This is a genomic window from Streptomyces cyaneofuscatus (assembly GCF_033109485.1).
Classification (GTDB): domain Bacteria; phylum Actinomycetota; class Actinomycetes; order Streptomycetales; family Streptomycetaceae; genus Streptomyces; species Streptomyces cyaneofuscatus.
On sequence record NZ_CP137002.1, the window covers coordinates 6231858 to 6257505 of the forward strand.

At 72.5% G+C, this 25648-nt stretch carries 25 protein-coding genes; 11 read left to right on the top strand and 14 right to left on the bottom strand.

Features of this window, described 5'->3' with window-relative positions; all coding sequences use genetic code 11:
* Window positions 1–21: 21 nt before the first annotated feature.
* Window positions 22–2328, top strand: coding sequence for an ATP-binding protein (locus R2B67_RS27415; protein WP_317824968.1), 2307 nt, complete (start codon window positions 22–24; stop codon window positions 2326–2328).
* Between the two features lie 127 nt (window positions 2329–2455).
* A complete protein-coding gene (locus R2B67_RS27420; RefSeq protein WP_237325490.1) occupies window positions 2456–3160 on the top strand; it encodes a DUF2470 domain-containing protein in 705 nt (234 codons plus the stop codon).
* A gap of 13 nt (window positions 3161–3173) precedes the next feature.
* Here R2B67_RS27420 and R2B67_RS27425 read toward each other — a convergent pair whose 3' ends face one another.
* Genes R2B67_RS27425 through R2B67_RS27435 form a run of 3 tightly spaced genes read right to left on the bottom strand, consistent with a single transcriptional unit; the run spans window position 3174 to window position 5935 of the window.
* Entirely contained in the window at window positions 3174–3911 is a 738-nt protein-coding gene (locus tag R2B67_RS27425) for a TetR/AcrR family transcriptional regulator (RefSeq protein WP_317821787.1), read from the bottom strand.
* Between the two features lie 35 nt (window positions 3912–3946).
* Window positions 3947–5026: a PDR/VanB family oxidoreductase gene (locus R2B67_RS27430; RefSeq protein WP_317821789.1), complete on the bottom strand. Its 1080-nt coding sequence runs from the start codon at window positions 5024–5026 to the stop codon at window positions 3947–3949.
* A 3-nt stretch (window positions 5027–5029) separates the two neighbouring features.
* A complete protein-coding gene (locus R2B67_RS27435; RefSeq protein ID WP_317821790.1) occupies window positions 5030–5935 on the bottom strand; it encodes a metal-dependent hydrolase in 906 nt (301 codons plus the stop codon).
* Between the two features lie 95 nt (window positions 5936–6030).
* On the opposite strand from R2B67_RS27435, the gene R2B67_RS27440 reads away from it, so the two are divergent.
* Both R2B67_RS27440 and R2B67_RS27445 read left to right on the top strand, forming a co-directional pair.
* The gene (locus R2B67_RS27440) at window positions 6031–6801 is read left to right on the top strand and encodes a class I SAM-dependent methyltransferase (RefSeq protein ID WP_317821792.1); all 771 of its coding nucleotides are present in this window, start codon (window positions 6031–6033) and stop codon (window positions 6799–6801) included.
* Window positions 6802–6828: 27 nt separating this feature from the next.
* The gene (locus tag R2B67_RS27445; RefSeq protein WP_317821793.1) at window positions 6829–7326 is read left to right on the top strand and encodes a hypothetical protein; all 498 of its coding nucleotides are present in this window, start codon (window positions 6829–6831) and stop codon (window positions 7324–7326) included.
* A gap of 105 nt (window positions 7327–7431) precedes the next feature.
* On the opposite strand, the gene R2B67_RS27450 is transcribed toward R2B67_RS27445, so the two are convergent.
* On the bottom strand, window positions 7432–9048 hold the full coding sequence (locus tag R2B67_RS27450) for a DUF1996 domain-containing protein (protein ID WP_317821795.1): 1617 nt from the start codon (window positions 9046–9048) through the stop codon (window positions 7432–7434).
* A gap of 121 nt (window positions 9049–9169) precedes the next feature.
* Window positions 9170–9712, bottom strand: a complete 543-nt coding sequence (locus R2B67_RS27455; protein WP_317821797.1) for a carboxymuconolactone decarboxylase family protein — start codon at window positions 9710–9712, stop codon at window positions 9170–9172.
* 32 nt (window positions 9713–9744) lie between these two features.
* On the opposite strand from R2B67_RS27455, the gene R2B67_RS27460 reads away from it, so the two are divergent.
* A complete protein-coding gene (locus R2B67_RS27460) occupies window positions 9745–10239 on the top strand; it encodes a MarR family winged helix-turn-helix transcriptional regulator (protein WP_026241457.1) in 495 nt (164 codons plus the stop codon).
* 37 nt (window positions 10240–10276) lie between these two features.
* On the opposite strand, the gene R2B67_RS27465 is transcribed toward R2B67_RS27460, so the two are convergent.
* Together R2B67_RS27465 and R2B67_RS27470 are read right to left on the bottom strand one after the other, a co-directional pair.
* Window positions 10277–10924: a LuxR C-terminal-related transcriptional regulator gene (locus R2B67_RS27465; protein ID WP_164237470.1), complete on the bottom strand. Its 648-nt coding sequence runs from the start codon at window positions 10922–10924 to the stop codon at window positions 10277–10279.
* The gene (locus R2B67_RS27470; protein WP_317821799.1) at window positions 10909–12180 is read right to left on the bottom strand and encodes a sensor histidine kinase; all 1272 of its coding nucleotides are present in this window, start codon (window positions 12178–12180) and stop codon (window positions 10909–10911) included. The genes R2B67_RS27465 and R2B67_RS27470 overlap by 16 nt, the downstream gene beginning before the upstream one ends.
* 245 nt (window positions 12181–12425) lie before the next feature.
* Here R2B67_RS27470 and R2B67_RS27475 point away from each other — a divergent pair, with 245 nt between their 5' ends.
* Window positions 12426–14555 carry an MMPL family transporter gene (locus R2B67_RS27475; protein ID WP_317821800.1) on the top strand — a complete coding sequence of 710 codons (2130 nt, stop codon included), beginning with the start codon at window positions 12426–12428 and terminating at the stop codon, window positions 14553–14555.
* Window positions 14556–14624: 69 nt separating this feature from the next.
* Here the strand turns inward: R2B67_RS27475 and R2B67_RS27480 are convergent, their stop codons facing one another.
* From R2B67_RS27480 to R2B67_RS27495, 4 genes are all read right to left on the bottom strand, one after another.
* Window positions 14625–15326 (bottom strand): winged helix-turn-helix domain-containing protein, encoded by a 702-nt coding sequence (locus R2B67_RS27480; RefSeq protein WP_317821802.1) that lies wholly within the window; start codon window positions 15324–15326, stop codon window positions 14625–14627.
* Window positions 15327–15764: 438 nt separating this feature from the next.
* Window positions 15765–16799, bottom strand: coding sequence for a glutamine synthetase (glnII, locus tag R2B67_RS27485; protein WP_202590700.1), 1035 nt, complete (start codon window positions 16797–16799; stop codon window positions 15765–15767).
* Window positions 16800–16955: 156 nt separating this feature from the next.
* The gene (locus R2B67_RS27490) at window positions 16956–18098 is read right to left on the bottom strand and encodes an ARPP-2 domain-containing protein (RefSeq protein ID WP_317821804.1); all 1143 of its coding nucleotides are present in this window, start codon (window positions 18096–18098) and stop codon (window positions 16956–16958) included.
* On the bottom strand, window positions 18095–19594 hold the full coding sequence (locus R2B67_RS27495) for a hypothetical protein (protein WP_317821805.1): 1500 nt from the start codon (window positions 19592–19594) through the stop codon (window positions 18095–18097). Before R2B67_RS27495 ends, R2B67_RS27490 begins: the two co-directional genes overlap by 4 nt.
* Before the next feature lie 201 nt (window positions 19595–19795).
* Here R2B67_RS27495 and R2B67_RS27500 point away from each other — a divergent pair, with 201 nt between their 5' ends.
* Window positions 19796–20722, top strand: a complete 927-nt coding sequence (locus tag R2B67_RS27500; protein ID WP_317821807.1) for a Gfo/Idh/MocA family protein — start codon at window positions 19796–19798, stop codon at window positions 20720–20722.
* Window positions 20723–20732: 10 nt separating this feature from the next.
* Here R2B67_RS27500 and pdxR read toward each other — a convergent pair whose 3' ends face one another.
* Window positions 20733–22154, bottom strand: coding sequence for a MocR-like pyridoxine biosynthesis transcription factor PdxR (pdxR, locus tag R2B67_RS27505; RefSeq protein ID WP_317821809.1), 1422 nt, complete (start codon window positions 22152–22154; stop codon window positions 20733–20735).
* Between the two features lie 47 nt (window positions 22155–22201).
* Here pdxR and R2B67_RS27510 point away from each other — a divergent pair, with 47 nt between their 5' ends.
* Entirely contained in the window at window positions 22202–22699 is a 498-nt protein-coding gene (locus tag R2B67_RS27510) for a carboxymuconolactone decarboxylase family protein (RefSeq protein ID WP_317821810.1), read from the top strand.
* Between the two features lie 17 nt (window positions 22700–22716).
* Here the strand turns inward: R2B67_RS27510 and R2B67_RS27515 are convergent, their stop codons facing one another.
* On the bottom strand, window positions 22717–23079 hold the full coding sequence (locus R2B67_RS27515; protein ID WP_317821812.1) for an arsenate reductase family protein: 363 nt from the start codon (window positions 23077–23079) through the stop codon (window positions 22717–22719).
* A 119-nt stretch (window positions 23080–23198) separates the two neighbouring features.
* On the opposite strand from R2B67_RS27515, the gene R2B67_RS27520 reads away from it, so the two are divergent.
* The 3 genes from R2B67_RS27520 (at window position 23199) to R2B67_RS27530 (ending at window position 24780) form a co-directional block, all read left to right on the top strand.
* Window positions 23199–23504 carry a hypothetical protein gene (locus tag R2B67_RS27520; RefSeq protein ID WP_018511887.1) on the top strand — a complete coding sequence of 102 codons (306 nt, stop codon included), beginning with the start codon at window positions 23199–23201 and terminating at the stop codon, window positions 23502–23504.
* Between the two features lie 133 nt (window positions 23505–23637).
* A complete protein-coding gene (locus tag R2B67_RS27525) occupies window positions 23638–24111 on the top strand; it encodes a hypothetical protein (RefSeq protein WP_317821814.1) in 474 nt (157 codons plus the stop codon).
* A gap of 102 nt (window positions 24112–24213) precedes the next feature.
* Window positions 24214–24780 (top strand): GNAT family N-acetyltransferase, encoded by a 567-nt coding sequence (locus tag R2B67_RS27530; protein ID WP_317821815.1) that lies wholly within the window; start codon window positions 24214–24216, stop codon window positions 24778–24780.
* 71 nt (window positions 24781–24851) lie between these two features.
* On the opposite strand, the gene R2B67_RS27535 is transcribed toward R2B67_RS27530, so the two are convergent.
* On the bottom strand, window positions 24852–25640 hold the full coding sequence (locus tag R2B67_RS27535; RefSeq protein ID WP_317821816.1) for a hypothetical protein: 789 nt from the start codon (window positions 25638–25640) through the stop codon (window positions 24852–24854).
* Window positions 25641–25648 lie beyond the last annotated feature (8 nt).

Sequence of the window (25648 nt, forward strand, 5' to 3'; positions counted from 1 at the left end):
GCCCCAGCGTGCCGGACGGTGATGATGACCAAGGTGGGATTCCTTCCCGAGGAGACGAGCAGCTTCGTCGGGAGGCGGGCCGAACTGGCCCGGCTGGAAACCGCGTTGGCCGAGCGGCGGATGACCACCCTGATCGGGCCCGGCGGTGTCGGCAAGACCCGGCTCGCGCTCCGGGCCGCCCGCGCCGCCGCCGACCGCTACCCGGACGGCGCCTGGTGGGCCGACCTCTCCCCGCTCTACGACGACGCGCTCCTGCTCCCCACCGTCTCCGACGCGGTCGGGCTGGCGGACCACACCCTGCGGATGCCCGTCGAGGCGCTCTGCGAATGGCTCAGCGACAAGCGCCTCCTCCTCGTCCTGGACTCCGCCGAACACCTGCGGGCCCCCTGCTCCCACCTGCTGGCCGAGCTGCTGACCACCTCGCCCGGCCTGACCGTCCTGGTCACCAGCAGGCAACCGCTGGGCACCCGGGGCGAGCACACCGTGCGCATCCAGCCGCTTCCGGTGGACGGCGCCCCCGACGCGCTCCAGCTCTTCGAGGACCGGCTGCGGGCGTCCGACCCGCACGCGGGCCTGGACGCGCCCGGGGACCGGGCGGCCGCCGCCGACATCTGCCGCCGTCTCGAAGGCATCCCGCTCGCCATCGAACTCGCCGCCGCGGGCATCGGCCGCCACACCGTGGCCCAGCTCGCCACCCGCATCGGGACCCGCTTCGACGCCCCGGTCGACGCCGAGGACCTCACCGCCTCCCGCCTCGACCTCCTCGCCGACGACTCCCTCTGGCCCCGCCGCCACCGCACCCTGCGCACGACGATCGGGTGGAGCCACGAGCTCTGCACCCCGCTGGAGCGGCTCCTGTGGGCCCGCCTCACCCTCCTGCGTACGGACTTCGACGCGGAGACCGCCCGCGAGGTGTGCACCGGGGGGCCGCTCACCCCCCAGGAGGTGGACCGGGCGCTGCAAGGGCTCGTCGCCCAGTCCGTCGTCCAGCGCGACGGCCCCCGCTACCGGATGCTCGACACCCTGCGTGAGTACGGCCGCATGTGGCTCGCCGAACTCGGCGAGGAGCGGGCCGCCGCCGACCGGCACGCGAGGAGCTTCCTCGGCCTGGCCCGCCGCGCCCACGAAGGCTGGACCGGCCCCGACCAGATCACCTGGTACCACACGATCGCCGACACCCACCTGGACCTGTGCGCCGCCCTGGACCACCTGCTCGCCCACGATGTGGCGGCCGCCCAGGAGATGGCGGGCCGGGTCGGCTTCTTCTGGGCCTGCTGCGGCCATCTGTCGGAGGCCCGCGGCTACGCCCAACGGGCCCTGGAATCAGGCCCGGTGGAGGGACCGCACCGGACCCGGTTGCAGTGGGTGCTGGGCGTCGCGGCGCTGCTCCAGGGGGACTTCGCGACCGCCGAGAAGTACGGGGCGCTCTGCACGGCCATCGCGCTGTACGACCACGACGACGAGGGCATGCTCGGCGCCACCTACCTCTCCGGCCTCACCCAGCTGATGAACGGCGAGCCCGCGGCGGCGCTGGAGGCGGCGGAACGGGTGCTGCGGATGACGGAGACGGCCCCTCCGGACGGGGGTCCCGACGGACGGCGGGCCACCGCGACCGACTGCGCGACGGACACCACATCCGAGCCCGGCGCCTGTGAGCCCACCACGTCCGAGCCCGGCGCCTCCGGTCCCGCTGCCTCCGGTCCCGGCGCCTGCGAGCCCACCGCGTCCGAGCCCACCGCGTCCGAGTCCGGCGCCCGCGAGCCAGGCGCCTCCGAGCCCGGCGGGGACTCCGCGCCCCTGGAGTCCGCCCACCGGCTGCGCTGCCGCCTCATCACCGTCTTCGCGCTCACCGCGCTCGGCCGGCTCACCGAGTCCGGGCGGGCCGCCGCCGCGCTGCGCCGGGCCTGCGAGCGGGGCGGCGAATACTGGACCCGCTCCTACGCCGACTACCAGCTCGCCCTGATCGCCCTGCTCCAGGGCCGCCCGGAGGCCTCCGCCGTCCACGCCCGGGCCATGCTCGCGGGCAAGCACCGGCTCCGCGACAGCTTCGGCATCGCGCTGGGCCTGGACATCCTGGCCGCCGCCATCGCCGCCCAGGGCGCGGGCGCCCAGGCCGCCAGGGTCTACGGCACCGGACACGCGTACTGGCGGATGGTCGGCCACCCCCAGCGCGGTACGCCGGAGCTGGGGCCGGTCCGCGAGACCTGCGAGCTCCAGGCCCGGGCGGCGGTGGGCGACGAGGCGTACCAGCGGGCCTTCGAGCGCGGCCAGGCGGACAACGCGGAGGTCGGCCTCGCGGCGGCGCTGCACAGCGATCTCCAGCTCTGAGGGGCCCCGCAGGAGTGACGCGGGGGACCGATCCGTGCAGCGGACTACCCCGACCCGCGCATCGTGGGTTAGGTTAGGCATACCTAAGTGACCGCTTGGGTTTCCTGACCGCCTCTGGAGAACTCGGATGCGTCCTTTCAGCGCCCGTGCCACGCAGCCGACCCGCGCCGAGCGCGTCCGGTCGATCCTCGTCGTCGCCCACTCGATGACGGTGGTGAGCGACGGGGTGCAGACCGAAGTCCGCCGCCTGGACGGCACGGGGGCGATGGGCCACATCCACCTGCACGCCCCCACCGAGGGCGGTCACGCCCCGGCCGGCGAGCGGGTCCCGGCCCGCCTGGAGTTCACGGACATCGCCCCCACCCCCGTACGCGAGCGGCTGCGGGCCCGGGTCACGGTGACCGGCCTGCTGGCCGCCCCGTACAGCACGGACACCGAGAGCTCCACCTGCATGGAGTTCGGCCAGGCGGTCCTGGAGGACGCCGAGGGCCGCACCTTCATCACCCTCGAAGAGCTGGAGCAGACCGAGACCGACCCGGTCGCCGCCTGCGAGGCGGGCATGCTGACGCACCTGGTCGACGACCACAGCGAGCTCGTGCCCCTGCTGCTGCGCCTCGTCCGCCCCCTCCCGGAGCGGGGGATGGTGCGGGCGGTGCCGCTGGCGATGGACCGGTACGGCGTGACGCTGCGCCTCGAATACCCGCGCAGCCACCGCGACGTACGGCTGCCGTTCCCCAGGCCCGTGACCGACATCGACCAGGCGGGCCCGCAGATCCACGCCCTGCTGGCCGCCGCCCGCCGCGTCTCGCACCGCAACGGCCTTCCAGCGTAGGGGTGTTGTCGGCTCAGGCGCTTTCGTCGCGGGGCAACCGCTGTGCCGGTACGGCCGGTACGGCGGGGGCGAGGGCCGAGAGCCGGCTCAGCAGGTCCCCGAACGGGCCTTCCGCCGGCTCCTGGGAGAGCACCCGCAACACGATGCCCGCCATCTCCTGGTCATAGGCGGCGCTGACGGCGGCCAGCGCGGCGAAGTCGTGCACGAGCTGGATCTCCAGCTCCTCGCGCGGGATGCGCCGCCCGTCCAGCCAGATCAGTGCGGTCGACTCGGCGAGCGAGACCCAGGAGCGGACCACCAACTCCATCCGGGCGGGCGGGTCTTCCACCCCCAGGTGGGTGATGATCTGCTCGTACGCGGCCTGCCGCACCCCGTCGATCATGGCGTTGGCCGTGGACGAGCCGACGGCCGGGCCGCCGCGCATCAGCGCCGAGAAGCCCGGGCCGTGCTCGTCGACGAAGTCGAAGAACCGCCCCATCACCCGCAACAGCCGTGCGCCCAGAGGCCCTTCGAGGGGCTCCAGGAAGCGGGCGGCCAACTCGTCGGCCGCCCGCCGCAGCGCCGCCTCGTAGAGGCTCTGCTTGCCCGGGAAGTAGTGGTAGACCAGCGGCCGTGAGATGCCCGCGGCGGCGGCGATCTCGTCGATCGACACATCCTCGGGGGAGCGCCGGCTGAACAAGTCCAGCGCCACGCCGATCAGTTGCTGCCTGCGCTCGTCGACGCCCATCCTGCGCCGTACCCCGGTCGTCATCCGGACAGCCTAACCGGGGCGCGGCCGCGTGGCTTCTACAGGTCCAGCACCAGCCGCCCGCCCCGGCAGCGCGAGACGCAGATCAGCATCGAGTCGCCGCGCTCGTCGTCGGTCAGCAGCTCGTCCCGGTGGTCGATCTCGCCTTCCAGGACGCGCTGTTGGCAGGTCCCGCAGAAGCCCTGCTCGCAGGAGTACGAGACATGGGGCAGCTCCTCGCGAACCGCTGCCAGCACCGACTGTCCGGCGGCGACCTGTACGGTCCGCCCGCTGCGGTGCAACTCCACCTCGAAGGCGCCGGAGTTCGCCGAACCTGCCGTGGCCGCGGCGGAGAACCGCTCCAGGTGCAGAGTGCAGCCCTCGGGGAGCGCGGCGGTGACGGCGGCCATCAGGGGCTCGGGTCCGCAGCAGTAGACGGCCGTGCCGGGCGCGATGTCCGCCAGCGCGGCGACGGCGTCCGGATGCCCGGCCTCGTCCTGCGCGACCACGGTCACCCGCCCGCCCTCGGCGCCGAGCTTCTCGATCTCGTCCAGGAACGGCATCGATCCCCGCGACCGGCCCCCGTACACCAGCCGCCAGTCGGCCCCTCGCGCGGCCAGCGCACGCAGCATCGGCAGGACCGGCGTGATCCCGATCCCGCCCGCCACGAAGACGTACGCCTCCGCCTCCACCAGCGGGAACCGGTTGCGCGGCCCGCGCACCTCGATCTCCGCGCCCTCGTGGAGCTGCTCGTGCACCTCACGGGACCCGCCCCGCCCGTCCTCCACCAGCCGGGTCGCGACCGTGTACGTACCCGGGTCGTCCGGATCACCGCAGAGTGAGTACTGCCGCACGAGCCCCGAGGGCAGGACGAGGTCGAGGTGGGCACCCGGCTGCCAGCGCGGCAACGCGGCACCCTCCAGCCGGAGTTGTACGACCCCCTCGGCGACGGACACCCGCTCCGTGATGAGCAGCCGCCGAATGCTGGTGGCCCGCCGCGGCGAGTGACCGGAGACCGGCTCCGGCAGCGCGGGCATCGGCCACAGCGGGGACCGGGCGATCCGTCGGCGGAGCGCCCGCCGGGTGAGCAGGGCGGTACCGGCGACGAGGGCGACGGTGCGCAGACGGGGCAGGGCCATGGGTCAGGACGTTCCCGTCGTACGGGCCTCGGCGGCGAGCGCCGCGGGCGAGTGGGCGAGGTAGTCGACGGCCTGGGCCGTGCTGCCCTCCTGGGAGGGGTGGTACGAGCGGCTGAGGTAGCTCGGTATGGACAGCAGGATCGAGCCCGTGCTGGGCAGGGTCCCTTCCTTCCCGCTGGCGTGAAACGCCTTGAACGAAGCCTTCCCGTCCAGCAGGCTCGGGTCGTTCTCCATGAAGAACCGGATACCGCGCTGCCAGAGGAAGACCAGCGCCGAGAAGGCCGCCGCCCAGGTCCGCACCCGCCTGCGGTAGCCGCCGTCGACATGCATGAACACCTCGAACGCCACCGACCGGTGCTCCACCTCCTCCGCCCCGTGCCAGCGCAGCAGGTCCAGCATGGTCGGATCGGCGCCCTTGCGGTCCAGCGCCTCGGCGTTGAGGATCCAGTCGCCGAGGAAGGCGGTGTAGTGCTCGATGGCCGCGATCATCGCCACCCGCTCCATCAGCCACCACTGCGAGGGCCGCCCCGGCGGCAGCGTCCGGTCCCCGAGCAGCTTCTCGAAGAACCAGTCGACCTGCGCGGTGTACGGCGTCGGGTCGAGCCCCAACTCCCGCATGTGCGGCAGCACATCGTCATGCGCCTGCGAGTGCACCGCCTCCTGCCCGATGAACCCGATGACGTCCTCGCGGAGTTGCTCGTCATGGATGTACGGGAGGATCTGCCGGTACACATGGATGAACCAGCGCTCCCCGGCCGGGAGGAGCAGGTGGAGCACGTTGATGGTGTGCGTGGTGAACGGGTCGCCCGGCACCCAGTGCAGGGGGGTCTTCTCCCAGGCGAAGGAGACCTTGCGGGCCTTGAGCGGCGTCCGCTCCGACGCGACCGCCGCTGGCTGCGTGTTAGACATGGTGTCAATGTACTGACGGGTACCCGAGGGGGCCAGGGGTGTGCACGGATTTCCCCGCGGTCCCGCGCGGGAAGGGTCCGGGCCATGATGAAGGCATGACGACGACGAACTCGGCCCGTGCCCGCTCGTTCGACGCGGTGGCCGCCTCCTACGCCGCCAGCCGCCCCTCCTACCCGCCCGCCCTGCTGGACGCGCTCGAGGAGCTGTCCGGCCGCCCGCTGGCCGGAGCCCGGGTCGCGGACGTCGGGGCGGGCACCGGAATCTCCACCGCCCTGCTGGACGGCCGGGGCGCCAGGGCGGTGGCGGTGGAGCCGGGCGACGGGATGGCCGCGCAGCTCCGCCGGGGGCTGCCGCACGTGCCCGTGGTCCGGGGTGACGGCAACCGGCTGCCGCTGCGGACCGGGTCGCTGGACCTGGTCACGTACGCCCAGTCATGGCACTGGACCGACCCCGCCCGCTCGGTCCCCGAGGCGCGCCGCGTCCTGCGGCCCGGCGGGGCGCTCGCCCTGTGGTGGAACGACTCCGACCCGCGCGTGGCGTGGATCGGCGAGCAGCGGCGGCGGGTGCTGGACGCCTTCGGTGAGGGCCAGGAGGACCAGCACGTGGCGGCGTACGATCCCGACGCGCGGCTCCGGGCGGAGCTCCCCGCCGGGGTCGGCTTCCGCACCCGGCAGGTGGAGTGGAGCCGTGAGGTGACGCTCGACGTCCACCTCGCCAACCTCGCCAGCCACTCCGTCTTCCTGGTCGCGGACCGGGCGGTGGCGGAGCCTGTGCTGGAGCGCGAACGCGCCCTGCTGGCTGCCGTGTTCCCCGGCGGCACGGTCCGGGAGGCCTATGTGACGAGCCTGGCCGTCACCCGTACCTGAGACCGGTTTTGGGTGCAGGATGGGCCGATGGTGACAGAACCGGAATGGCGATGCGGAGCCGGCCCCCGGGCCGCGGGCACCCTCCTGGCAGCGCTGCTGCTCCTGAGCGGGTGCAGCGCGGACGGCAAACAGAACGCGGCCGACGGCGCCGGGAGTGACCGTCCCTCGGCGCCGCCGACCGCGACGGGAACCCTGGAGCAGCTGGCCGAGAAGGCCGGCTGCGAACCCAACGTACAGACCGACGCCCAGGAGCTCCGGCAGGCCAACTGCAAGACCCCGACCGGGCGTTACGTGCTGACCACCTTCGCGACCGACCGCGGCCACCGCGAGTGGATCAACGAGGCCAAGGACTACGGCGGTTCGTACCTCGTCGGCCGGCGCTGGGTCGCCGTCGGTGACGCGAAGGTGGTCGCGGCGCTGCGCGGCCGGCTCGGGGGGACGGTGGAGACCGCCTCGCCGCACCACTCGGGGGAGAGCGGGGATGGGGGGAGCGAGGAAGGGCACTCCGGTCACCACGGGAGCTGACCGCGCAGGTTCAGGGGGACAAGCCCTGGGGGCCGGTGCCGGTGCCGAATCACCGGCACCGGCCCCCTCGGTGTCTCAGGTGTCTCAGGTGTCTCAGGCGCCGTATCAGCGGCACCTGCGCCCGTCGTTGATGCACCGCACCATCTTCTTCATCAGCCTCTGGTCGAAGACGTTGATGAAGTCACCGTGGTCGGTGATCGGCTTGTGCAGCTGCTCGGGGAAGGAGTCGACGGCGAAGCCCGGCCCCGGCGGCACGTCGTACACGATCCGCTGGACGAGCTGCGGAACCGCCCGGAACCCGTTCGGGCACCGCCCGTTCGGCTGCGCGAACGCCACATGGGTGCGGTGGTTGGCGCTGTCGGTGTTCTGCCCGTCCCAGCAGTTCTGGAAGGCGAACGTACGCACCACCTGACTGCCCTCGGGGCAGATCGGGTACTTGTCCTTCAGCTGCCGGTCCTCGAAGCCGGTGCAGCTCCATGAGGCGTTGGCGTTGGCGTCGCCGTTGGTGAACGCCTTCGCGTCCCCGGTGATGATCCGCAGGAAGCGCGGCATGGCCGTGACCCTGCCGACGGGGGAGCCGACGAACTTCAGGGTCACCTGGGACGGCGTCTGGATCTCGCCGACGTTCTGGTCCTTGCCGCCGCCGTCGGCGTTGACGTCGGCCTCGTCCTGCCCGTTCTGCAGACGCAGCACGGGCCAGTAGTAGGTCGACCGGTCGCCCTGGTTGCGGCAGGTGGTGGCGCCGTTCGCCAGATCGTCGTCGCTGGCGAAGGCGTCGTTGGCCTGGTTGCCGATGTAATCGTGCATGTGGTGCGCGCCGTTGCTCACGCCGGGCGCGACGATGACGTTGTCCGGGTTGAACTTGCCGTTCTCGTTACGGCCGCAGTCGGTGGTGAAGGTGCCGCGGGAGGCGCCGCGGCGCTGCCGGGGGCGCTGGACATTGGGCTGGACAGACTGGATGTCGACAAAATCGGACGGCTCGGGCCCGTTGCCGCCCTGACCGCCCTGGCCCTGACCCTGCCCCTGTCCAGGGTCCTGGCCGTTGCCTTGGTTGTCACCCTGGCCTTGGTTGTCACCTTGGCCCTGGTCATCGCCCTGGCCTTGATTCTGGCCCTGGTCCTGCCCCTGGCCGTCGTCCTGGCCGCCATCGCCGTTGCCGCCGTCACCGCCGTTGCTGCCGTCACCCGTATCTCCGCCGGGGTTACCGCCAGGGTTGCCGGAGGCGCTGTCGTCGGCGCGCAGGCTGCACCCGGCGAGGCCTTCGATCCCCGCGGGCCGCTCTCCGACGCGTCCGATCGCGATGCCGATGCGGTCGAGGCTCGCCGTCCGCTTGTTCCGCAACGGGCCGAGCACGGCGTTCTCGGCGAGCCCCGGGTCCTGGGATATCTGCTCCTTCCGGTCGGCGAACTGCCGGTAGGCGTCGGTGATCTGGGTATCCATCGCGGCGAGCTCGCGGTCGACCTCGGGGCGTGCCTGCTCGGGCACGTCGGGCAGTTCGTTACCGGCATCGGGACAGTCGATGGTGGACATCTGGCGGCCCGTGTTCTGGGCCCGGGTGGTGGGCGGCGATCCGGACGGCCCTTCCCCCGCGGAGGCGTAGACATTGACCGCCACCAGCCCGCCCCCGCCCAGGATCAGGGCGGCGGAGGCGGCTATGGCCCGGTTAGCCAGGCTTGAGCGTTTTTTGCGGGACGTACGGGGTGTACGTGCTGTGCGTCGCATGGGACTCCTCTGCTTCGAGGGAGAAGCGTGACGTCCCATACGCGCGGCCCTGGCGCCCTGTTCAGCCCCGCGGCCGATTCGTGCGAAGCTCCAGCTGGAAAGCGGTCCGAATGCCCAACTCTCAGGCGAAGGCGGCCAATGGGGCGTCCACCGGTGCTCCGGTGAGCCGGTTGGCGAGCGTGGACAGCGTGTAGGCGCCGATGCCCAGGACCACTTCCAGGGCGTTCTGTTCGGTGTAGCCATTCGACAGGAAGTCCCGCAACGCCTCGTCGTCGACCGCCCCCGCCGAGACGAGCACCTCCAGCGTGAACCGGCGTACGGCTTCCAGGCGTTCGTCGGGAAGCGGGGGGTTCGTGCGGTCGCGGAGGGCGGCGAGGAGTGCCGGGTCTGCGCCCATGCGGGTCAGCTTCGCCGTGTGCATGGCCACGCAGACGTGGCAGTCGTTACGGGTGGCCATCGTCATGATCAGGACCTCGCGGGAGAGCGGGTCCAGGGTGCAGGACTCGAAGATCGCGCTGATCTTGAGGAAGCCGTCCAGGGTGTGCGGCGAGGTGGCGAGCCGGGCGACGGCGGCGGGTCGGTAGCCCAGGCGCTCCGTCACCGACTCCAGCGCTCGCCGTGCGGCGGGCGGGGCGGTGTCGGGAGTGTGGTCGGGGAAGGGCATGGCGAACCTCTCGCAGCGCTAGGGTGGACAACATGGTTGACGAAAAAAAGGTAAACCAGGTTGTCGAGTCCCGCAACGGCTTTGAGCTGCCGCTGCTCCTCTTCGCCGGCTTCCGCTCGATCATCGACACCCTGCACCGGGACCTCGCCGAGCACGGACACCCCGAGACCCGGCCCGCGTACGGCTTCGCCCTCCAGGCGGTGGGGCGCGACGGCGCGGCCATCAGTGACATCGGGCGGCGCCTCGGGGTCTCCAAACAGGCGGCCGGGAAGACCGTCGAGAAGCTGGAGACCCTCGGTTACGTGGAGCGCGCCCCGGACCCCGCCGACGGCCGGCGCACCCTGATCCGCCTCACCTCGCACGGCGTCGACCTGCTGGCCCGGTCCGCCGAGGGCTTCGACCGGCTGCGGGCCGAGTGGGCCCGGGAGCTGGGGGAGGAACGGCTGGCCGCCCTGGAGCAGGACCTCCGCGCGATGGCCCCGGGCGGCGCGTTCCGGCTGGACGCGGCGGGCTGGTTCACGGGCTGAGCACCGCTCCGCGCACCCCGGTCGCGCGTACCGGCGCTCAGCCGCGGTCCAGATAGGCCAGCACCGCCAGCACACGGCGGTTGTCGTCGTCCGAGGGCGGCAGGCCGAGCTTCCCGAAGATGTTCGACGTGTGCTTGGCGATCGCCCGCTCCGTGATCACCAGCTGGGCGGCGATCGCCGTGTTGGACCGGCCCTGCGCCACCAGCTCCATCACCTCCCGCTCGCGCGGGGTGAGCCCGCCCATCGGCTCGTCCCGCGAACGGCGGGAGAGCAGCTGGGAGATGACCTGCGGGTCCATCGCCGTGCCGCCCGCCGCCACCCGCCGTACGGCGTCGATGAACTGGTCCGCGTCGAAGACCCGGTCCTTCAGCAGATAGCCGATGCCCCCGTTGCCGTCGGCCAGCAACTCCCGGGCGTACAACTGCTCCACGTGCTGGGAGAGCACCAGCACGGGCAGCCCCGGCCGGGCCCGCCGGGCAGCCAGGGCGCACTGCAGCCCCTCGTCCGTGTGGGACGGCGGGAGCCGGACGTCGACGACCGCGACGTCCGGCTCCAACTCGGCCAGGGCCTTGCTCAGTTCGGGCCCGGTCTCCACGGCTGCGGCGATCTCGAACCCGTACGCCTCCAGCATGCGCACCAGTCCGTCGCGCAGCAGGAAGAGGTCTTCGGCTAGGACAACACGCAAGGCAGCTCCATGGTGACCATGGTGGGGCCGCCCGCGGGGCTGCTGACGGCCAGGACGCCGTCGAATGTACCGAGTCGCCGTTCGATTCCGCTCAGCCCGGAGCCCGACCCGATCCGCGCACCGCCCCCGCCGTTGTCCGTCACGGAGATCCGGAGCATGCCCTCGCCGTGGTGCAGGTCCACCCAGATCCGGTCGCCGCCGGCGTGCTTCACCGCATTGGTCAGGGCCTCGCTCACCGCGAAGTACGCCGCCGACTCCACCGACGCCTCCGCCCGCCCCGGCAGCTCCACCGTCACCTCCGTGGCCACCGGCAGCCGCAGGACCAGCGCCTTGACCGCGTCGCCGAGGCCCCGTTCGGCGAGGACCGGCGGGTGGATGCCCCGGACCAGGTCACGCAGCTCGGTCAGGGCCTCCGCCGACGACTCCCGGGCCGTCGCCAGCAACTTCTTCGCCTGCGCGGGGTCCTTCTCGATGAGCGCCTCGATCGTGCCCAGGTTCATCCCCATCGCGACCAGCCGCGCCTGCGCCCCGTCGTGCAGGTCCCGCTCGATGCGCCGCAGCTCGGAGGCGGCGGTGTCCACCGCCTCGTGCCGCGTCTCGGTGAGCCGGTCCACCCGCTGCGCGAGCGCCTGCTCGGGCGTCGGCGCCAGCAGCGGGCGGGCGATCACGAAGTGCAGCCGCAGCAGCGGCGCCGCGGCCCGGAGGCCGACGGCGAAGATCACCGCCCCGAGCGCCAGCGCGGCCAGCCCCGTCGCCTGGCTGTCCACCGGCACGAACCCGTACCAGTACGGGCTGCCGTCCTGGAACACGCGCCACAGCCCCGCCGCCAGGACCAGCCCCTCGACCGGGTAGATCATCAGGGCGGCGGCCAGTATCGCCACGACCGGGCCGACCGTCATGTCGGCCAGCAGCCACTGGAGGTCCCGCCAGGTCGCCGGGTCCTTCAGCAGCAGCGTGGTCCGTTCCACCTGCCCGGTCACGCCTTTCCGCAGATCCTGCGGGAACGGGCGGTACGGCACCGGTATCCGTACGCCGGACCAGTCGGCCGCCCACAGCCGCCGCTGGTTCGCGTGCCGGCGCACCCCCTCCAGCACCAGCGGGGTCGTGAACACCCCGATGCCCAGCAGGATGAAGGCGATCGAGAGCACCGCGAGGACGAACAGGACGATGGAGACCGCCAGCCCGTAGACCGACAGGACGAGCCCTCGTCCCGCCGCCAGCATCGGCGGCCGTATCCGTGTCGCGAGTGCGTTCATCGTGATCCCTCTCCCCTCACGGGACCCGAGCCGGCCCCCGTCGTGCTGCAAGTCTCGCCCGCGCCCACCCCACGGCGGCAGCCGGTACGCCACCCACCCGGGGGTGTAGCCAGCACCACCCCGGGACCTCGTGCCGGCCCCTCGCGATGGGGGGCTCCGACGGCTGGGGCGGGCGGGCCGCCGTTCCTAGATTCGATGCGTTCCGACGTACGGACCTTTCCGAAGCCTGTCCCTGGGGGAACCGCATGAAGCGCAACCGCGCGAGGCACAACCTCGCCGCACGCATCGGCGTGTGGAGCACACACCACCGCAAGACCGCCGTTCTCGGCTGGCTGCTCTTCGTCGTGCTCGCCGCGGGCATCGGCGGGGCCATTGGCATGGTCGAGATGTCCGACGCGGAGAACGGGGCCGGCGACTCCGCCCGCGCCGAGCAGATCCTCCAGGACGCGGGGCTCGCCAAGCCCGCCGGCGAACTGGTCATGGTCTCGGCCCCCGCCGCCGGGGAGTGGGAAGCGGCCGCCGCGGCCCTGGCCGACGCCGTACGTGACACCGGCGCGGTACGGGACCTGGCCGCACCTCTCCCCTCCGAGGACGGCAAGGACGCCCTGATCACCTTCGCGATGCGCGGCGACGCACGGACCGCCCCGGACCGGGTCCAGCCCGTGCTGGACGCCGTCGCCGCCGTGGCGAAGGCCCACCCGGACGTCGATATCCACCAGTTCGGCGAGGCCAGTGCGGGCAAGTGGCTCGGCGACCTGCTGGCCGACGACTTCCGGCGGGCCGAGTTCACCGCCGTACCGCTCGCCCTCGGCATCCTCCTCGTCGCCTTCGGCGCCGTCGTCGCCGCCCTGCTCCCGGTCGGCCTCGCCCTCACCGCGTGCCTGGCCGCCTTCGGCCTGCTCTCCCTCGCCAGCCACCAGCTGCACCTGTTCCAGACGACGTACTCGGTGATGTTCCTGATGGGCTTCGCCGTCGGCGTCGACTACTGCCTCTTCTACCTGCGCCGCGAGCGCGACGAGCGGGCGGCGGGCCGGGACGCCGAGACCGCCCTGCGGATCGCCGCCGCCACCAGCGGCCGGGCGGTGCTCGTCTCCGGGCTGACCGTGATGGTCGCGATGGGCGGCATGTTCCTCTCCGGGCTCCTGCTGTTCAAGGGGTTCGCCCTCGCCACGATCATCGTCGTGTTCATCGCCATGCTCGGCTCGGTGACCGTCCTGCCCGCGCTGCTCTCCTGGCTCGGCGACCGCGTCGACGCAGGACGGATCCCGTTCCTCAACCGCCGCGCCAGGCAGGGAGGCCACATCAGCGGCCGGGTCCTCGGCCCCGTACTCGCCCGCCCCCGCCTCTTCGCCGTCGCCGCCACCGTCCTCCTCCTCGGCCTGGCCGCCCCCGCGCTCGGCATGAAGACCGAAACCCTGGGCCTGGAGAAGCAGTTCGGCTCCGACTCGCAGCTCTCCGTCGCCCACCGCACGATCACCGAGAGCTTCCCCGGCGGCCCCGCCCCCGCCCTGGTCGTCGTCCGGGCACCCGACATCACCGCCCCGGACGTCGGCAAGGCCCTCGCGGGCTTCGACAACGTCACCGTCCACCGCGACCGGAACATCGCCGAGATCGAGGCCCCCCTCCCCGGCGGCACCACCGGCCTCACCGAACTCCGCGAGCAGCGGCTGCCCGCCGCCTTCGACGGGACGGGAGCGGAAACGTACGTCACCGGGGAGACCGCCTCCTCCGTCGACTTCAACGACCAGCTGCGGCGCGGCATCGTCCCGGTCTTCGCGTTCATCACCGCGGTGACGTTCCTGCTGATGCTGTTCTGCTTCCGGTCGTACGTCATCGCCATCACCTCCATCGTCCTCAACCTGCTCTCCGTGGCCGCCGCCTACGGGGTGATGACCGCCGTCTTCCAGCACGGCTGGGGCGCCTCGCTCATCGGTTCGGAGGGGGTCGGCGCCATCGAGGCGTGGATGCCGCTCTTCGTCCTGGTGGTGCTGTTCGGCCTCTCCATGGACTACCACGTGTTCGTGGTCTCCCGGATCCGCGAGGCCCGCGGCGCCGGCCAGGACAACCGGGCGGCGATCGAGACCGGCATCCGCCGCACGGCCGGGGCGGTGACCGGCGCGGCCGCGATCATGGTGGCGGTCTTCGCGGTGTTCGGCACGCTCTCCATGCAGGACATGCAGCAGATGGGCGTCGGCCTCGCCGTGGCGGTGCTCCTCGACGCCACCGTCGTACGGATGGTGCTCCTGCCCTCCGTGATGCTGCTGCTCGGCGAGCGCAACTGGCGTACACCGAGGGGCCTTTCGCGGCTGCCGAGCCTGGAGGGCGACGAGCCGGACCTGCGGGCGGAGGCCACCCCCGTAACCGCGAAGGTGTGACACACGGGGACGGCCCCGGACCACGGTACGAGACCGTGGCCCGGGGCCGCCGCATGTGCAACAGACAGCTCAGGGCGTGTACTTGTACCCCACCCGGCGGACCGTCTGGATCGAACGCCGGTGCTCCGCACCGAGCTTGCGGCGCAGCCGGGCGACATGGACGTCGACGGTGCGCCCGTCGCCCACGTGCCCGTACCCCCACACCGTCGTCACCAGCTGGTCCCGGGTGTGCACCCGGTGCGGGTGCGCCACCAGGTGGGCCAGCAGCTCGAACTCCAGGTACGTCAGGTCGAGGGTGACGCCGTCCACGGAGGCCGTACGCCGGGTCGCGTCGATCCGGACCGGCCCGGGCGGCGCCGCCTCCTCGGCCGGCTCCGGCGCCGGCTGCTGGGCGAAGGGCCCGCGGCCCTGACGGTCGCCCGGCCGGTCGGTCTGCCGGTCGCCCTGGCGGTCGAGCTGCCGGGCGTGCTGGGAGGCGGCGACCGCACCGGCGAGCGCCGGCTGCTGGTCGGCCGGCACGAGCACCAGGTAACCGATCATCGGCGGCTGGCCCGGCAGGGCGGGAAGCGTGTGCTGGGGGGCCGGCAGCCAGGTCGCGCCCGGCGGCAGGAAGTCGGCCACGTCGGAGAGCCGGGCGACCTCGTCACGGTCGACGGCGCGCAGACGGTGCCGGTTGGGGGAGAGGGAGCGGGCGGTGGGGTTGGCCGCAGCGGGCGCCGGGGAGGCTGCGGTGGCAGCGGAAGCGGCGGAGAAAGTACGGGTGTTCGCCATGGAGGGTCAGCTCTTTCGCGCGAGGAGTCGTCGAGGACGGACTTACGTCGTGCGCGCGGACCGAAGGCCGGGGTGAGCGGCTTTAGAGGGCCTGCGCGTTCCACGCGCGGCAACACACCCGGTCGAAATCATGGTGCTGACGGGAAGGCCAGAACGGCTCAAGGTCGCTGCGACCCGACGCGATGTACTGGAAGCTGGCCATGGCTCCATTGAAGCAGACATTGCGGCAATGCATCAGACTCCTCTCACCCGTCGATACGGCCTCTTGGCGTTACCTTCCTCACGCTGCGCTTTTTCTTGCTCACTTTTCCTTCCCCCGGTCTCGAACGAGCGGGGAAACACACGAGGAAGGGGCCCGCCGGTGTGAACCGGCGGGCCCCTGGGACATCCGATGAGACATCCGTTGGGATGCCCGTCGGGGCATCCGTGGCGTCGGGATCAGACCTGGTCGGCCTTCTCCAGCGCGGTGCAGCAGGTGTCCACGATGAGCCGCGTGACGACGTACGGGTCGACGTTGGCGTTGGGACGGCGGTCCTCGATGTACCCCTTCTGGTCCTGCTCGACCTGCCAGGGGATACGGACCGAGGCGCCGCGGTTGGAGACGCCGTAGCTGTACTCGTTCCACGGGGCGGTCTCGTGCAGACCGGTGAGCCGGTCGTCGATGCCCGCGCCGTAGTTCTTCACGTGGTCCAGCGGCTTGGAACCCTCACCCAGCGACTCGCATGCGGTGATGATCGCCTCGTACCCCTCGCGCATCGCCTTGGTGGAGAAGTTGGTGTGCGCGCCCGCGCCGTTCCAGTCGCCCTTGACCGGCTTCGGGTCCAGCGTCGCGGAGACGTCGAAGTCCTCGGCGGTGCGGTAGAGCAGCCAACGGGCCACCCACAGCTGGTCGGAGACCTCCAGCGGGGAGAGCGGGCCCACCTGGAACTCCCACTGGCCCGGCATGACCTCGGCGTTGATGCCGGAGATCCCGAGCCCGGCGGCCAGGCAGTTGTCGAGGTGCTTCTCCACGATCTCGCGGCCGAAGATCTCGTCCGCGCCGACGCCGCAGTAGTAGCCGCCCTGCGCGGCCGGGAAGCCGCCCTCGGGGAAGCCGAGCGGCCGGTGGCCGTCGAAGAAGGTGTACTCCTGCTCGATGCCGAAGATCGGGGCCTGGCCCGCGAACTGCTCGGCGACCGGGCGGAGCACGGCCCGGGTGTTGGACTCGTGCGGCGTCATGTCGATGTTGAAGACCTCGCACAGCACGAGGACGTCGTCACCGCCGCGGATCGGGTCCGGACAGGTGAAGACGGGCTTCAGCACCCGGTCGGAGGCGTGGCCCTCGGCCTGGTTGGTGCTCGAACCGTCGAATCCCCAGATCGGGAGATCCGCCACGTCGCCCGACGGCGTGCCGTCCATGATCTTCGTCTTGGAGCGAAGCTTGGCGGTCGGCTCGGTGCCGTCTATCCAGATGTACTCAGCCTTGAACGTCACGGACGCCATCCTTTGCGGGTGCAGCGGTCTATGCCGCGCAGCTTGGCAAGACGCGATTTCCCGTCCGTTGCCCGAGTGTGAACCCCGTGTTACCGAGGTTTCCTGCGATAAAAGGACACCTTGTAGGGACTCGTCATATGTTGCCCCTGAGGAGCTTCATACGTTGCCCTTGAGCAGCTGGGCGAACCCGGCGGCACGGATCCGCCGCACCAGCTCCTCTCGGCTCGACCCCAGCGTGGCGGCCGCCCGGGACAGCTCCCAGTCCGCGCCCGCGAGGACGTGCAGCAGATAGCCGCGCCGGATCTGGGCGTCGGAGAGCCGGAACGTCTTGAGGTAGGCGACCCGCCCCTTGTGGTCGGTGACCGTCTCGCCGATGTGCTGCCCGCTGCCGTCCCGGACGAACGGCGGCAGGAACCGCCACAGCGTGAACGACCCCATGCGGTAGACCCGGTCGAAGCCGTACGAGGAGTCCAGCAGCTCCCGCGCGAACAGGCTCTCGTGCGCCTCCTCCCACACCTGCTGCTGCCCCCGCGCGGCCGCCCGCAGTTCGGCGAGCGTACGGATGTGCGCCCCGTCCCCGAGCCGCGCCCCGAACTCCGGCACCGGCGCCCCGTACAGCGCGTACTGGTGCACCAGCTCCCCGTACAGGTCCTCCACCAGCGAGGCGTGCAGCAGCCGGTAGTCCTCCGGGTGCGGCACCACGAAGGCGGCGGCGAGCGCGTCGGAGACGTACACCATGACCCCGCACTGGTCCGGGTGGATCTCGAAGATCCGCAGTGCGTCCCCGAGCCCGCGCACCGACCACCCGAGGTACGCGTCCTCCGCGCGCGGTGACAGCCCGTCGCGCAGCGCCCGGCGCGACCACTCCTCCCAGGCGGTGGACGGGCCGCCGAAGTGCAGCGCGAGGTACCCCTCCAGGGCCAGATGGAGCGGCAGGAACCGCAGCCGGTCGCCGGGGCGGCGCTTGGCCATGCGGTGGAGGGGCGGCCGGGGCAGCCGGAGGGTACGGGGCACGTCCCGCCCGCCGCCGAGCTGGGTCCCGTACGCGGCCGACTGCCCGCCGCCTCGCGGCACTTCGGGATCCCCGGTGGACCAGTCGGCGACCAGCCCGTGGGGGATGTACGAGACGTAGTGGTCACGGGGCCCGAGCTCGACGATCCCCGCGCCGAGCCGCTCGTACACCTCCCGGTGCAGCCGCAGCCCCTCCACCGGCGCCTCACGCACCAGCGGTACGAGCCGGACGCCGCCCCACACCTGCGCGGGCCGGGTGGTGAGCCCGGTGAGCTCCAGCCGGTTCACGACATGGTCCCCTTCTCTGTCTCGTTCTCCGTCCCCTTCTCTGTGTCCCTCTCTCCCAGGAACAGCGCCACCCGCCGGTCCAGATACGCGTGCAGCTCCGCCGCCCCGGTCCGGCCCTCCGCGAACCGGGCGATCTCCACCAGCGCGGGCAGATCCTCCGCATCCCGGATCCCGGCCGTCGGAACCCCTGCCGCGAGCCGCCGTACGTCGAAACCGTCCGCGTCGTATACGGGGTTGACGTGCACCACCGCCGTCCGCCGCCCCGGATCCAGCCGCGCACGCCACACCCGCAGCACCTCGCCAGCCAGACCCGCCGGGGCGTTGTCCCAGCCGTCCGACACGATCACCAGCCGGTCCGGGGCCGCGCCGCCCGGTCCGGGCTCCAGCGCGTCCAGGACCCGCATCCCGAGCGGGGTCGGCCCCCACGGACGTACGAGCAGGGCGTCACCCCGCCCCGAGGTCCACAGCCCCCGGTACGCGCCCGGCGCCGCGAGCACCTCCAGCAGGTGGTGGCAGGCCAGAGCCACCGCGAGCGGCCGCCGCCGCTTCTGCCCCGACCCGGACGACGAGAAGCTGTCGTCGAGCACCGCGTGGACCCGGCCCCAGCTCCCGGCGTGCTTCCCCGCCGCCCGGCGCGCGGCCGTCCGCAGGGCACCGGTCAGCTCGGCGCGGCGGGCGGCACGCTGCTCGAAGGGGAGCGCGAGGACGTACAGCGCCAGCCGGGTCAGCGGCATCGCCGCCAGATCGACGTCCGGCCGCTGCGCCACGGCGTGCGTACGCAGCCGCTCCAGCCGGGTCATCCGGGGCGCGGCCCGCTTCAGGAACACCTCGCGCTTCATCCCGTGCCGGGCCGCGAACCCCTCCGCGACGGTGAACGGCAGCTCGGCCACGGCCCCCTGCTCGTAGTGCGCGCGCCGCCAGGCGTCCAGCAGCGGGTGCTCGTAGCGCGGCAGCTTCCCCGGCCGGAACAGGAATGCCCCGACCTCGGCGAGCGGCTCCGCCCCCTGCGGGCACCGCAGATGAACATGGCGGGCGGCCGTCTTCACCCCGCTCCGGTACTTCACCGCGTCGTGCCCCAGATCGGGCCGGGCCGCCAGCCAGTCGCGCATGATCGCCCGGGTACGCCGGTTGTTGATCCCGGCCCGGCGCACCTGGCCGAAGAGACGGTAGACCCGCTGCGGAGGCAGTCGCGCCAGCCGGGCGGCGATCAGCCGCCCCTCGGTGCGCCGCTCCTCGGCGCCCGCCTCGCCCGCGGTCTCCAGGAGGCCGAGCACGATGCGGGCGGCGTTGTGGTCGTTGATGTCGAGGGCGAGGCAAGCGGCGTACACACGGCGGTAATTGACCCGCACGTAGGTGTGCAGGAAGTCCAGCGACAGTTGCTGGTCGAGCGCGCCCGAACGGAACTCGCGCTGTCCGGTCGCGGTGATCGCCGCATTCGCGAAGAGCAGGACATCTTCGGCGGCGATGAGATCGGCGGAGTTCTCGGGCGTACGCATGGTCTTCCCCCGGTGCGGACTGCGGATGCCGGCCGGGGAATGGAGGCGCGAACAACGAAATCATCGCTTCACAGGCAAGTCCCGGTAGTCGCAGCCGAAGTCCCGCGGCCGGCCCAGGAAACGTAACCTTGCCCGCCTGTTCCCCGCCACCGCATTCGCGTGGCACCCCACCGTTGCGGCACACCGGGCACACTGGCCCCCATGACGACACCCGCCGACACCACCACCCCCACCACCCCCCTCCGTATCGGCCTCCTCGGCACGGGCCCCTGGGCGCGCAACACCCAGGCCCCCGCGCTCGCCGCTCACCCCGGCGTCGAACTGAGCGGGGTGTGGGGCCGCCGCGCCGAGGCGGCCGAGGCCCTGGCCGCCGCCCACGGGACCCGGGCGTACACGGGGGAGGCGGGGATCGACGCGCTGCTGGAGGCGAGCGACGCGGTGGCGTTCGCGCTGCCGCCGGACATCCAGGCGCCGCTCGCGGTCCGGGCGGCGGAGGCGGGCTGCCACCTCCTGATGGACAAGCCGGTCGCGACGACGGTGGACGGGGCCCGCGCGGTCGCGGAGGCGGCGGAGAAGGCCGGGGTCGCCTCGGTGGTCTTCTGCACGCTCCGCTTCGCGCCGGAGACCACCGCGTGGATCGCCGAACAGACGGCGGTGGGCGGCTGGTTCACCGCCCGCGCGCAGTGGCTCGGCTCGCTCTACGCGGAGGGCTCGGCCAGCGAGTACGCCGACTCGCCGTGGCGGCGCGAGAAGGGGGGCCTGTGGGACGTCGGCCCGCACGCGCTCTCGGTGCTGATCCCGGTCCTGGGTGAGGTCGAGCAGCTGACCGCCGCCCGAGGCCCCGCCGACACCACCCACCTCATCCTGCGCCACACCTCCGGCGCCTCCAGCACGGTGACCCTCGGCCTGAGCGCCCCGCCGGCCGCGGCGGGCATGGACATCGAGGTGCGGGGCGAGCACGGTACGGCCGCGGTCCCGGACTGGGATGGGGCGGAGGCGGCGTTCCGGGGAGCGGTGGACGCGCTGGCCGAAGCGGTACGTACGGGGGTGCCGCACGCCTGCGACGCCCGCTTCGGCCTCCGGCTGACGGAGCTGCTGGCGGAGGCGGAGACCCAGGCGGGCCGGTAACCGGATCGGCTCACCCCGGTGGCGGAAGGGCCCGGCACAGGGCCTCCAACGCCTCCGGGTAGGCGTGTTCGGCAGGCGTGGCGTACCCCACGACGAGCCCGTCCCGCGCACCGTCCGCCTGCGCTGCCTGCTCCGCCCCCGGGTGCCGGTAGTCGGCGAGCCCCTCCACCGCGAGCCCCTGCCAGGCCGCCGCCCGTACCACCGACCGCTCGGTGCCGGGCGGCAGCTCCACCACCGCGTGCAGTCCGGCCGCGATCCCGGTGACCCGGACGTGGGGCGCGCGCTGCTCCAGGGCCGCCACCAGCTGGTCCCGGCGCCGCCGGTGGCGCTGCCGCATCCGGCGTACATGACGGTCGTACGCGCCCGAGTCCACGAAATCCGCCAGCGTCAGCTGATCGGTGGCGCTGGAGAACTGCTCGCGCTCGCCCTTCGCCGCGACGACGGGCGCCACCAGCCGCTCGGGCAGCACCATCCAGCCGATCCGCAGGGCGGGGGAGAGGCTCTTGCTCACCGACCCCAGCAGCACCACATGCTCGGGATCGAGCCCTTGGACGGCGCCCACGGGCTGCCGGTCGTAGCGGAACTCCCCGTCGTAGTCGTCCTCCACGACGAGCCCGCCCGTGGACCGCGCCCAGTCGACGACCGCCGCCCGGCGCGCCGGGTGCAGGGGTCCGCCGGTCGGGAACTGATGGGCGGGCGTGAGGAGGACGGCCCGGTCGCGGCGGGTCAGTTCGCCGACCCGGGCCCCGTCCCGGTCGACGCCCACGGGCCGGGTGCCGACGCCGTGCGAGGCGAGCAGCCCGCGGTGGAACGGCAGCCCGTACGCCTCCGCCGCCCACGGGCCGCCCACCACCTCCGCCAGCAGCCGCAGCCCGTGCGCGGCGCCCGAGCAGAGGACGATGCGCTCCGGGGAGGCGCGCACCCCGCGTACCCGGGCCAGGTAGCCGGCCAGCGCCCGCCGCAGCTCGGGCCGCCCGTGCGGATCACCGGGCCCGAACGCGTCGTTGGGGGCGGTGGCGAGCGCCCGCCGCGCGGAGGCCAGCCAGGCGGCGCGCGGGAAGGCGGCGGGGTCCGGCTGCCCCTGGACCAGGTCGTGGACGGGGCGGGAGGGGCGTTCCGGGGTGCGGGGGCGGTGGGCCGGGGTGACGGGCGCGGCCCGCTCGGCGACCCGGGTGCCCGAGCCCTGGCGGGCGGCGAGCCAGCCCTCCGCGACGAGCTCCGCGTAGGCGTCGGCGACGGTGTTACGGGCGAGGCCGAGGTCGGCGGCGAGGGAACGGTACGGCGGCAGCCGCGTACCCGGAGCGAGCCGCCCGCTGCGGACGGCCTCGCGGAGGGCGCCCATCAGGACGGCCCGGCGATTGCCCGTACCGGAGAGCTCCAACGGCAGGTCACTGCCCAGGATCTCCGCCGAATTGACCCACGATTCAGCCATCGGAATGCACCCCACAACCGGTCATCTGTCCCCCTAGATTCGTACCCATGACGACGACGGAGATCAAGCCGAACGACCGCACCGCCACCCCCGCCCCCACCGCCCGGCTCAATTTCGCGAAGGCCGCACCGAGGGTCTTCCGGGCGGTGATCGGCCTGGACGCGGCGGCCCGCGAGGGCCTGGACCCCACCCTGGTCGAGCTGGTCCAGATCCGCTCCTCGCACCTGAACCACTGCGCGTACTGCCTCCACATGCACACCACGGACGCGCGGAAGGCGGGGGAGAGCGAGGAGCGGCTGCACATGGTGGCGGTCTGGCAGGAGGCGCCGCACTTCTTCACGGAGCGGGAACAGGCGGCCCTGGCCCTGACCGACGCGGTCACGCGGGTCGCGGACGCGGGAGTCCCGGACGAGGCCTACGCGAGGGCAGCGGCCCACTTCGCGGAGGAGGAGCTGGCCGGGCTGCTGGCCATGATCCTCACGATCAACACCTGGAACCGCATAGCCCTCGCCACGGCGAAGCGAGCGGGCACGGACGAACGCTGAGCGAGTGCCCCTGCCGGCTACCGGCGCCCCAACGCATCCCGCACGGCTTCCTCACTCCGCGCCACAACAGCCGTGCCGTCCTCGGCGGTGATGATGGGCCGCTGGATCAGCTTGGGGTGCTCGAACAGGGCGGTGACCCACCGCTCCCGCGAACCGGCGTCCCGAGGCCACTCCTTGAGCCCGAGCTCCTTGGCCGCCGCTTCCTGCGTCCGCGTGATGTCCCAAGGCTCCAGGCCGAGCCGATCCAGAACGTCCTGGATCTCCTCTGCCGAGGGCACGTCCTCCAGGTAGCGCCGGACGGTGTAGTCGGCCCCTTCGGCGTCGAGCAGACTCACCGCGCCACGGCACTTGGAACAGGCCGGATTGATCCAGATCTCCATGGGGCCAAGGTTACGCGAGGGACTGCCGAAAACGCCTCTGGCCAGGGGCGATTGTCAGTGGGGGGCAGTAAAATGGAGGGAGTTCGTGAGGGTTCCACCACCCTGCCAGGAGGATGCCGATGGCCGTTGCCGCAGCCACGACCGAGCCGCTCGACCGACAGCTCCCGATGCCCTTCCACCCGCCGCTGCCCACCCCGCCGACGAAGAAGCGCCTGCCCGCCGGCCGCCCCCGCGAGTGGTACGTCTCGCACAACCGCCGCCTCAAGGCCATGCGCCTGGCGATCGCCCTGCTGGACAGCGGGGTCTACCAGCCCTCCAGCGCCGGAAACCACCGGATACGGACCACCGCCGAGCGCCTGGGCATGCACCCGCCGTCCGACACCACGTGCCGCATGGTCCGCGCCCTGATCCGCTACGGCCGCTGACACGCCACCCACCGACCCGCCGACAGCCCTGTGCCCCCGGTCCGAGCACGGCCCGGGGGCACACGGCTGCCCCGACCGCCCATGCGGGACCATTGCCCCCGACCGCACAGGGAAACGGGCGAAGGGCATCACCGTGGCCGCAGATCTATGGACGTCCGTCGTCTCGCTCGCCGGCGTCGCGCTGGGTGGCGGCCTGACGGCACTCGCCCAGCGCGCCACCCAGCGCTCGGCGGAACGGGTCGAGGAACGCCGCCAGGCGTTGGCCACCACGGAGAGCCGCCGTGCCGAACAGATCGAGGTGCTCAAGGAGTTCGTCGCCTGCGCCCAGGCCGCCGAACGGGCTGCCTACCGCAGGCCCGAGCCGTGGGGCGACGATGAGGACGGCTGGATGACGCAGACGGGCCCAGTCATGACCGCACTGTGGACTGCGTCCGGGAATGTCACGCTCCTGTGCGACGAGGCCCTGCGCGAGCCCGTGACGACGTACGGCCACGCCCTCAACGCCGCGGTGTGGCGCGACATCGGGGACGTCGAGGTCAACGAGCACCTGGAGGCATCCAAGTCTGCGTTCATGACCGCGGCACGGACGAGTCTCGCGCGCTCTTGACGCCCGAAAACGCATCGAACGCGGTGCCGGTTGCCTCTACTGTGACCGGATGACGACCGAGGCGATCAAGCCGAAGAACGGACCCGGTCCCGGGGGAGCACGATGAGCGACCTGTGGACCGGCGAGCGGGTACGCCTCCGAGGCATCGAACCGACGGACTGGGAGGGCTTCCGGGCCCTGGCCCTGCACACCGTGGACGCCCGCAACGCCGACGTGGTCGACCCCCCGCGCTCGGACGAGAGCTTCCGCACCTGGGCCGCCGACCGCGCCGACCGCACCCCGGACCCGGCCGCGTACCAACTGGTCATCGAGACCCGCTTCGAGCACGCCTTCGTCGGCGCGGTATCGGTCGGCGAGACGGACGCCCGCGCCGGCCGCTTCCGTACGGGCATCGAGGTCACCCGCGAACACCGCCGCCAGGGCTACGCGGCCGAGGCCACCGAACTGGTCCTCACCTACATGTTCGCCGAACAGCGCAGCCACAAGTGCGAGGTCGAGGTCTACGCCTTCAACGACGCCTCCCTCGCCCTCTACCGCAAACTCGGCTTCGTGGAGGAAGGCCGCCTGCGCCAGCACGAGTTCTTCGCCGGCGCCTACCACGACGTGGTCCTGCTGGGCATCACGGCGGACGAGTACTGGGCGGGCCGGGCACGCCCGTCGCTGCGCTGAGGGACGAGTCGGCTTCCGGCCGCCCGGCGCCTGGAAGCAGCCGAAACGCGCGGGGCGGCGGTCGCCGGGGTTCAGCTCCTCTCAAGCTTCTCCCAGATGCTGCCCTGGTTGCCGACCGCCTCCAGCAGGATGCTCTGGGGGCGCAGCGGAATGTCCTGGATGAACGGCAGGGTATCGGTGTTCCAGGCCGCCAGATCGTCCACAACCATCTGGATGGGTTCCACGAGCGTGGTGCACTCCTCGGCCCGCTGCCGCCAGTCGGCGCTCCACCTGCGCCCGGCCGCCTCCGACTCCAGGTGGTTGATGAACTGGAAGCCGCTGGTGACGGTCATGGTGAACAGCTGGTCGGCGAGCACGGCGAGGTTCTCCGGCGTGTGCGGGAAACCGGCCGTGGTCAGGGTGTCCTCGACGAGGGTGCGGGGGACGGCGGGGGCGGTCAGGGCGACCGATCTCTCCGGGAAGGTGCCCACGGAACTCAGCGATCCGTCGCGCATCTTGAGATTCCCGATGAGCGGCATCTGGAGCCGCTCGTGCCCGGAGCCCAGCGGGAAGACGCCCAGCAGCGTGCCCCCGCCGGTACGGCCGAAAGTGAGGAGGAGGAAGTCGCCTGCCTGGTCCTGGCTCGCGTACACGGTCGCGGGTGCCTCCTCCGCCGGGCCGTGCCAGGTGTGACCTGCGGGTACGAGGTGGGGGAGGTGCGGGTAGGCGCGGTCGCGGTAGCTGTCCATCAGGTCTTCCACGCACTGCACGGCGGCGCCGAGAGGCAGCGAGCTGGTCAGTTTCCGGCCGGAGCCGAGCATGGCCGTCGGAGCTGTGCGGCCTGCCCGGGACGGCTTGCCGCGTCGGTTGAAGAGACCCATCATGAGAT

Bases quoted from the DNA above. Each gene is read 5' to 3' on its own strand.
- R2B67_RS27495 (WP_317821805.1), bottom strand. From the start codon at position 19,594: ATGCGTACGCCCGAGAACTCCGCCGATCTCATCGCCGCCGAAGATGTC.
- R2B67_RS27510 (WP_317821810.1), top strand. From the start codon at position 22,202: ATGACGACGACGGAGATCAAGCCGAACGACCGCACCGCCACCCCCGCC.
- R2B67_RS27450 (WP_317821795.1), bottom strand. From the start codon at position 9,048: ATGCGACGCACAGCACGTACACCCCGTACGTCCCGCAAAAAACGCTCA.
- R2B67_RS27475 (WP_317821800.1), top strand. From the start codon at position 12,426: ATGAAGCGCAACCGCGCGAGGCACAACCTCGCCGCACGCATCGGCGTG.
- R2B67_RS27425 (WP_317821787.1), bottom strand. From the start codon at position 3,911: ATGACGACCGGGGTACGGCGCAGGATGGGCGTCGACGAGCGCAGGCAG.
- pdxR (WP_317821809.1), bottom strand. From the start codon at position 22,154: ATGGCTGAATCGTGGGTCAATTCGGCGGAGATCCTGGGCAGTGACCTG.
- R2B67_RS27470 (WP_317821799.1), bottom strand. From the start codon at position 12,180: ATGAACGCACTCGCGACACGGATACGGCCGCCGATGCTGGCGGCGGGA.
- R2B67_RS27520 (WP_018511887.1), top strand. From the start codon at position 23,199: ATGGCCGTTGCCGCAGCCACGACCGAGCCGCTCGACCGACAGCTCCCG.
- R2B67_RS27435 (WP_317821790.1), bottom strand. From the start codon at position 5,935: ATGTCTAACACGCAGCCAGCGGCGGTCGCGTCGGAGCGGACGCCGCTC.
- R2B67_RS27535 (WP_317821816.1), bottom strand. From the start codon at position 25,640: ATGGGTCTCTTCAACCGACGCGGCAAGCCGTCCCGGGCAGGCCGCACA.
- R2B67_RS27530 (WP_317821815.1), top strand. From the start codon at position 24,214: ATGAGCGACCTGTGGACCGGCGAGCGGGTACGCCTCCGAGGCATCGAA.
- R2B67_RS27440 (WP_317821792.1), top strand. From the start codon at position 6,031: ATGACGACGACGAACTCGGCCCGTGCCCGCTCGTTCGACGCGGTGGCC.
- R2B67_RS27460 (WP_026241457.1), top strand. From the start codon at position 9,745: ATGGTTGACGAAAAAAAGGTAAACCAGGTTGTCGAGTCCCGCAACGGC.
- R2B67_RS27515 (WP_317821812.1), bottom strand. From the start codon at position 23,079: ATGGAGATCTGGATCAATCCGGCCTGTTCCAAGTGCCGTGGCGCGGTG.
- R2B67_RS27420 (WP_237325490.1), top strand. From the start codon at position 2,456: ATGCGTCCTTTCAGCGCCCGTGCCACGCAGCCGACCCGCGCCGAGCGC.
- R2B67_RS27415 (WP_317824968.1), top strand. From the start codon at position 22: ATGATGACCAAGGTGGGATTCCTTCCCGAGGAGACGAGCAGCTTCGTC.
- R2B67_RS27480 (WP_317821802.1), bottom strand. From the start codon at position 15,326: ATGGCGAACACCCGTACTTTCTCCGCCGCTTCCGCTGCCACCGCAGCC.
- R2B67_RS27430 (WP_317821789.1), bottom strand. From the start codon at position 5,026: ATGGCCCTGCCCCGTCTGCGCACCGTCGCCCTCGTCGCCGGTACCGCC.
- R2B67_RS27445 (WP_317821793.1), top strand. From the start codon at position 6,829: ATGGTGACAGAACCGGAATGGCGATGCGGAGCCGGCCCCCGGGCCGCG.
- R2B67_RS27455 (WP_317821797.1), bottom strand. From the start codon at position 9,712: ATGCCCTTCCCCGACCACACTCCCGACACCGCCCCGCCCGCCGCACGG.
- R2B67_RS27500 (WP_317821807.1), top strand. From the start codon at position 19,796: ATGACGACACCCGCCGACACCACCACCCCCACCACCCCCCTCCGTATC.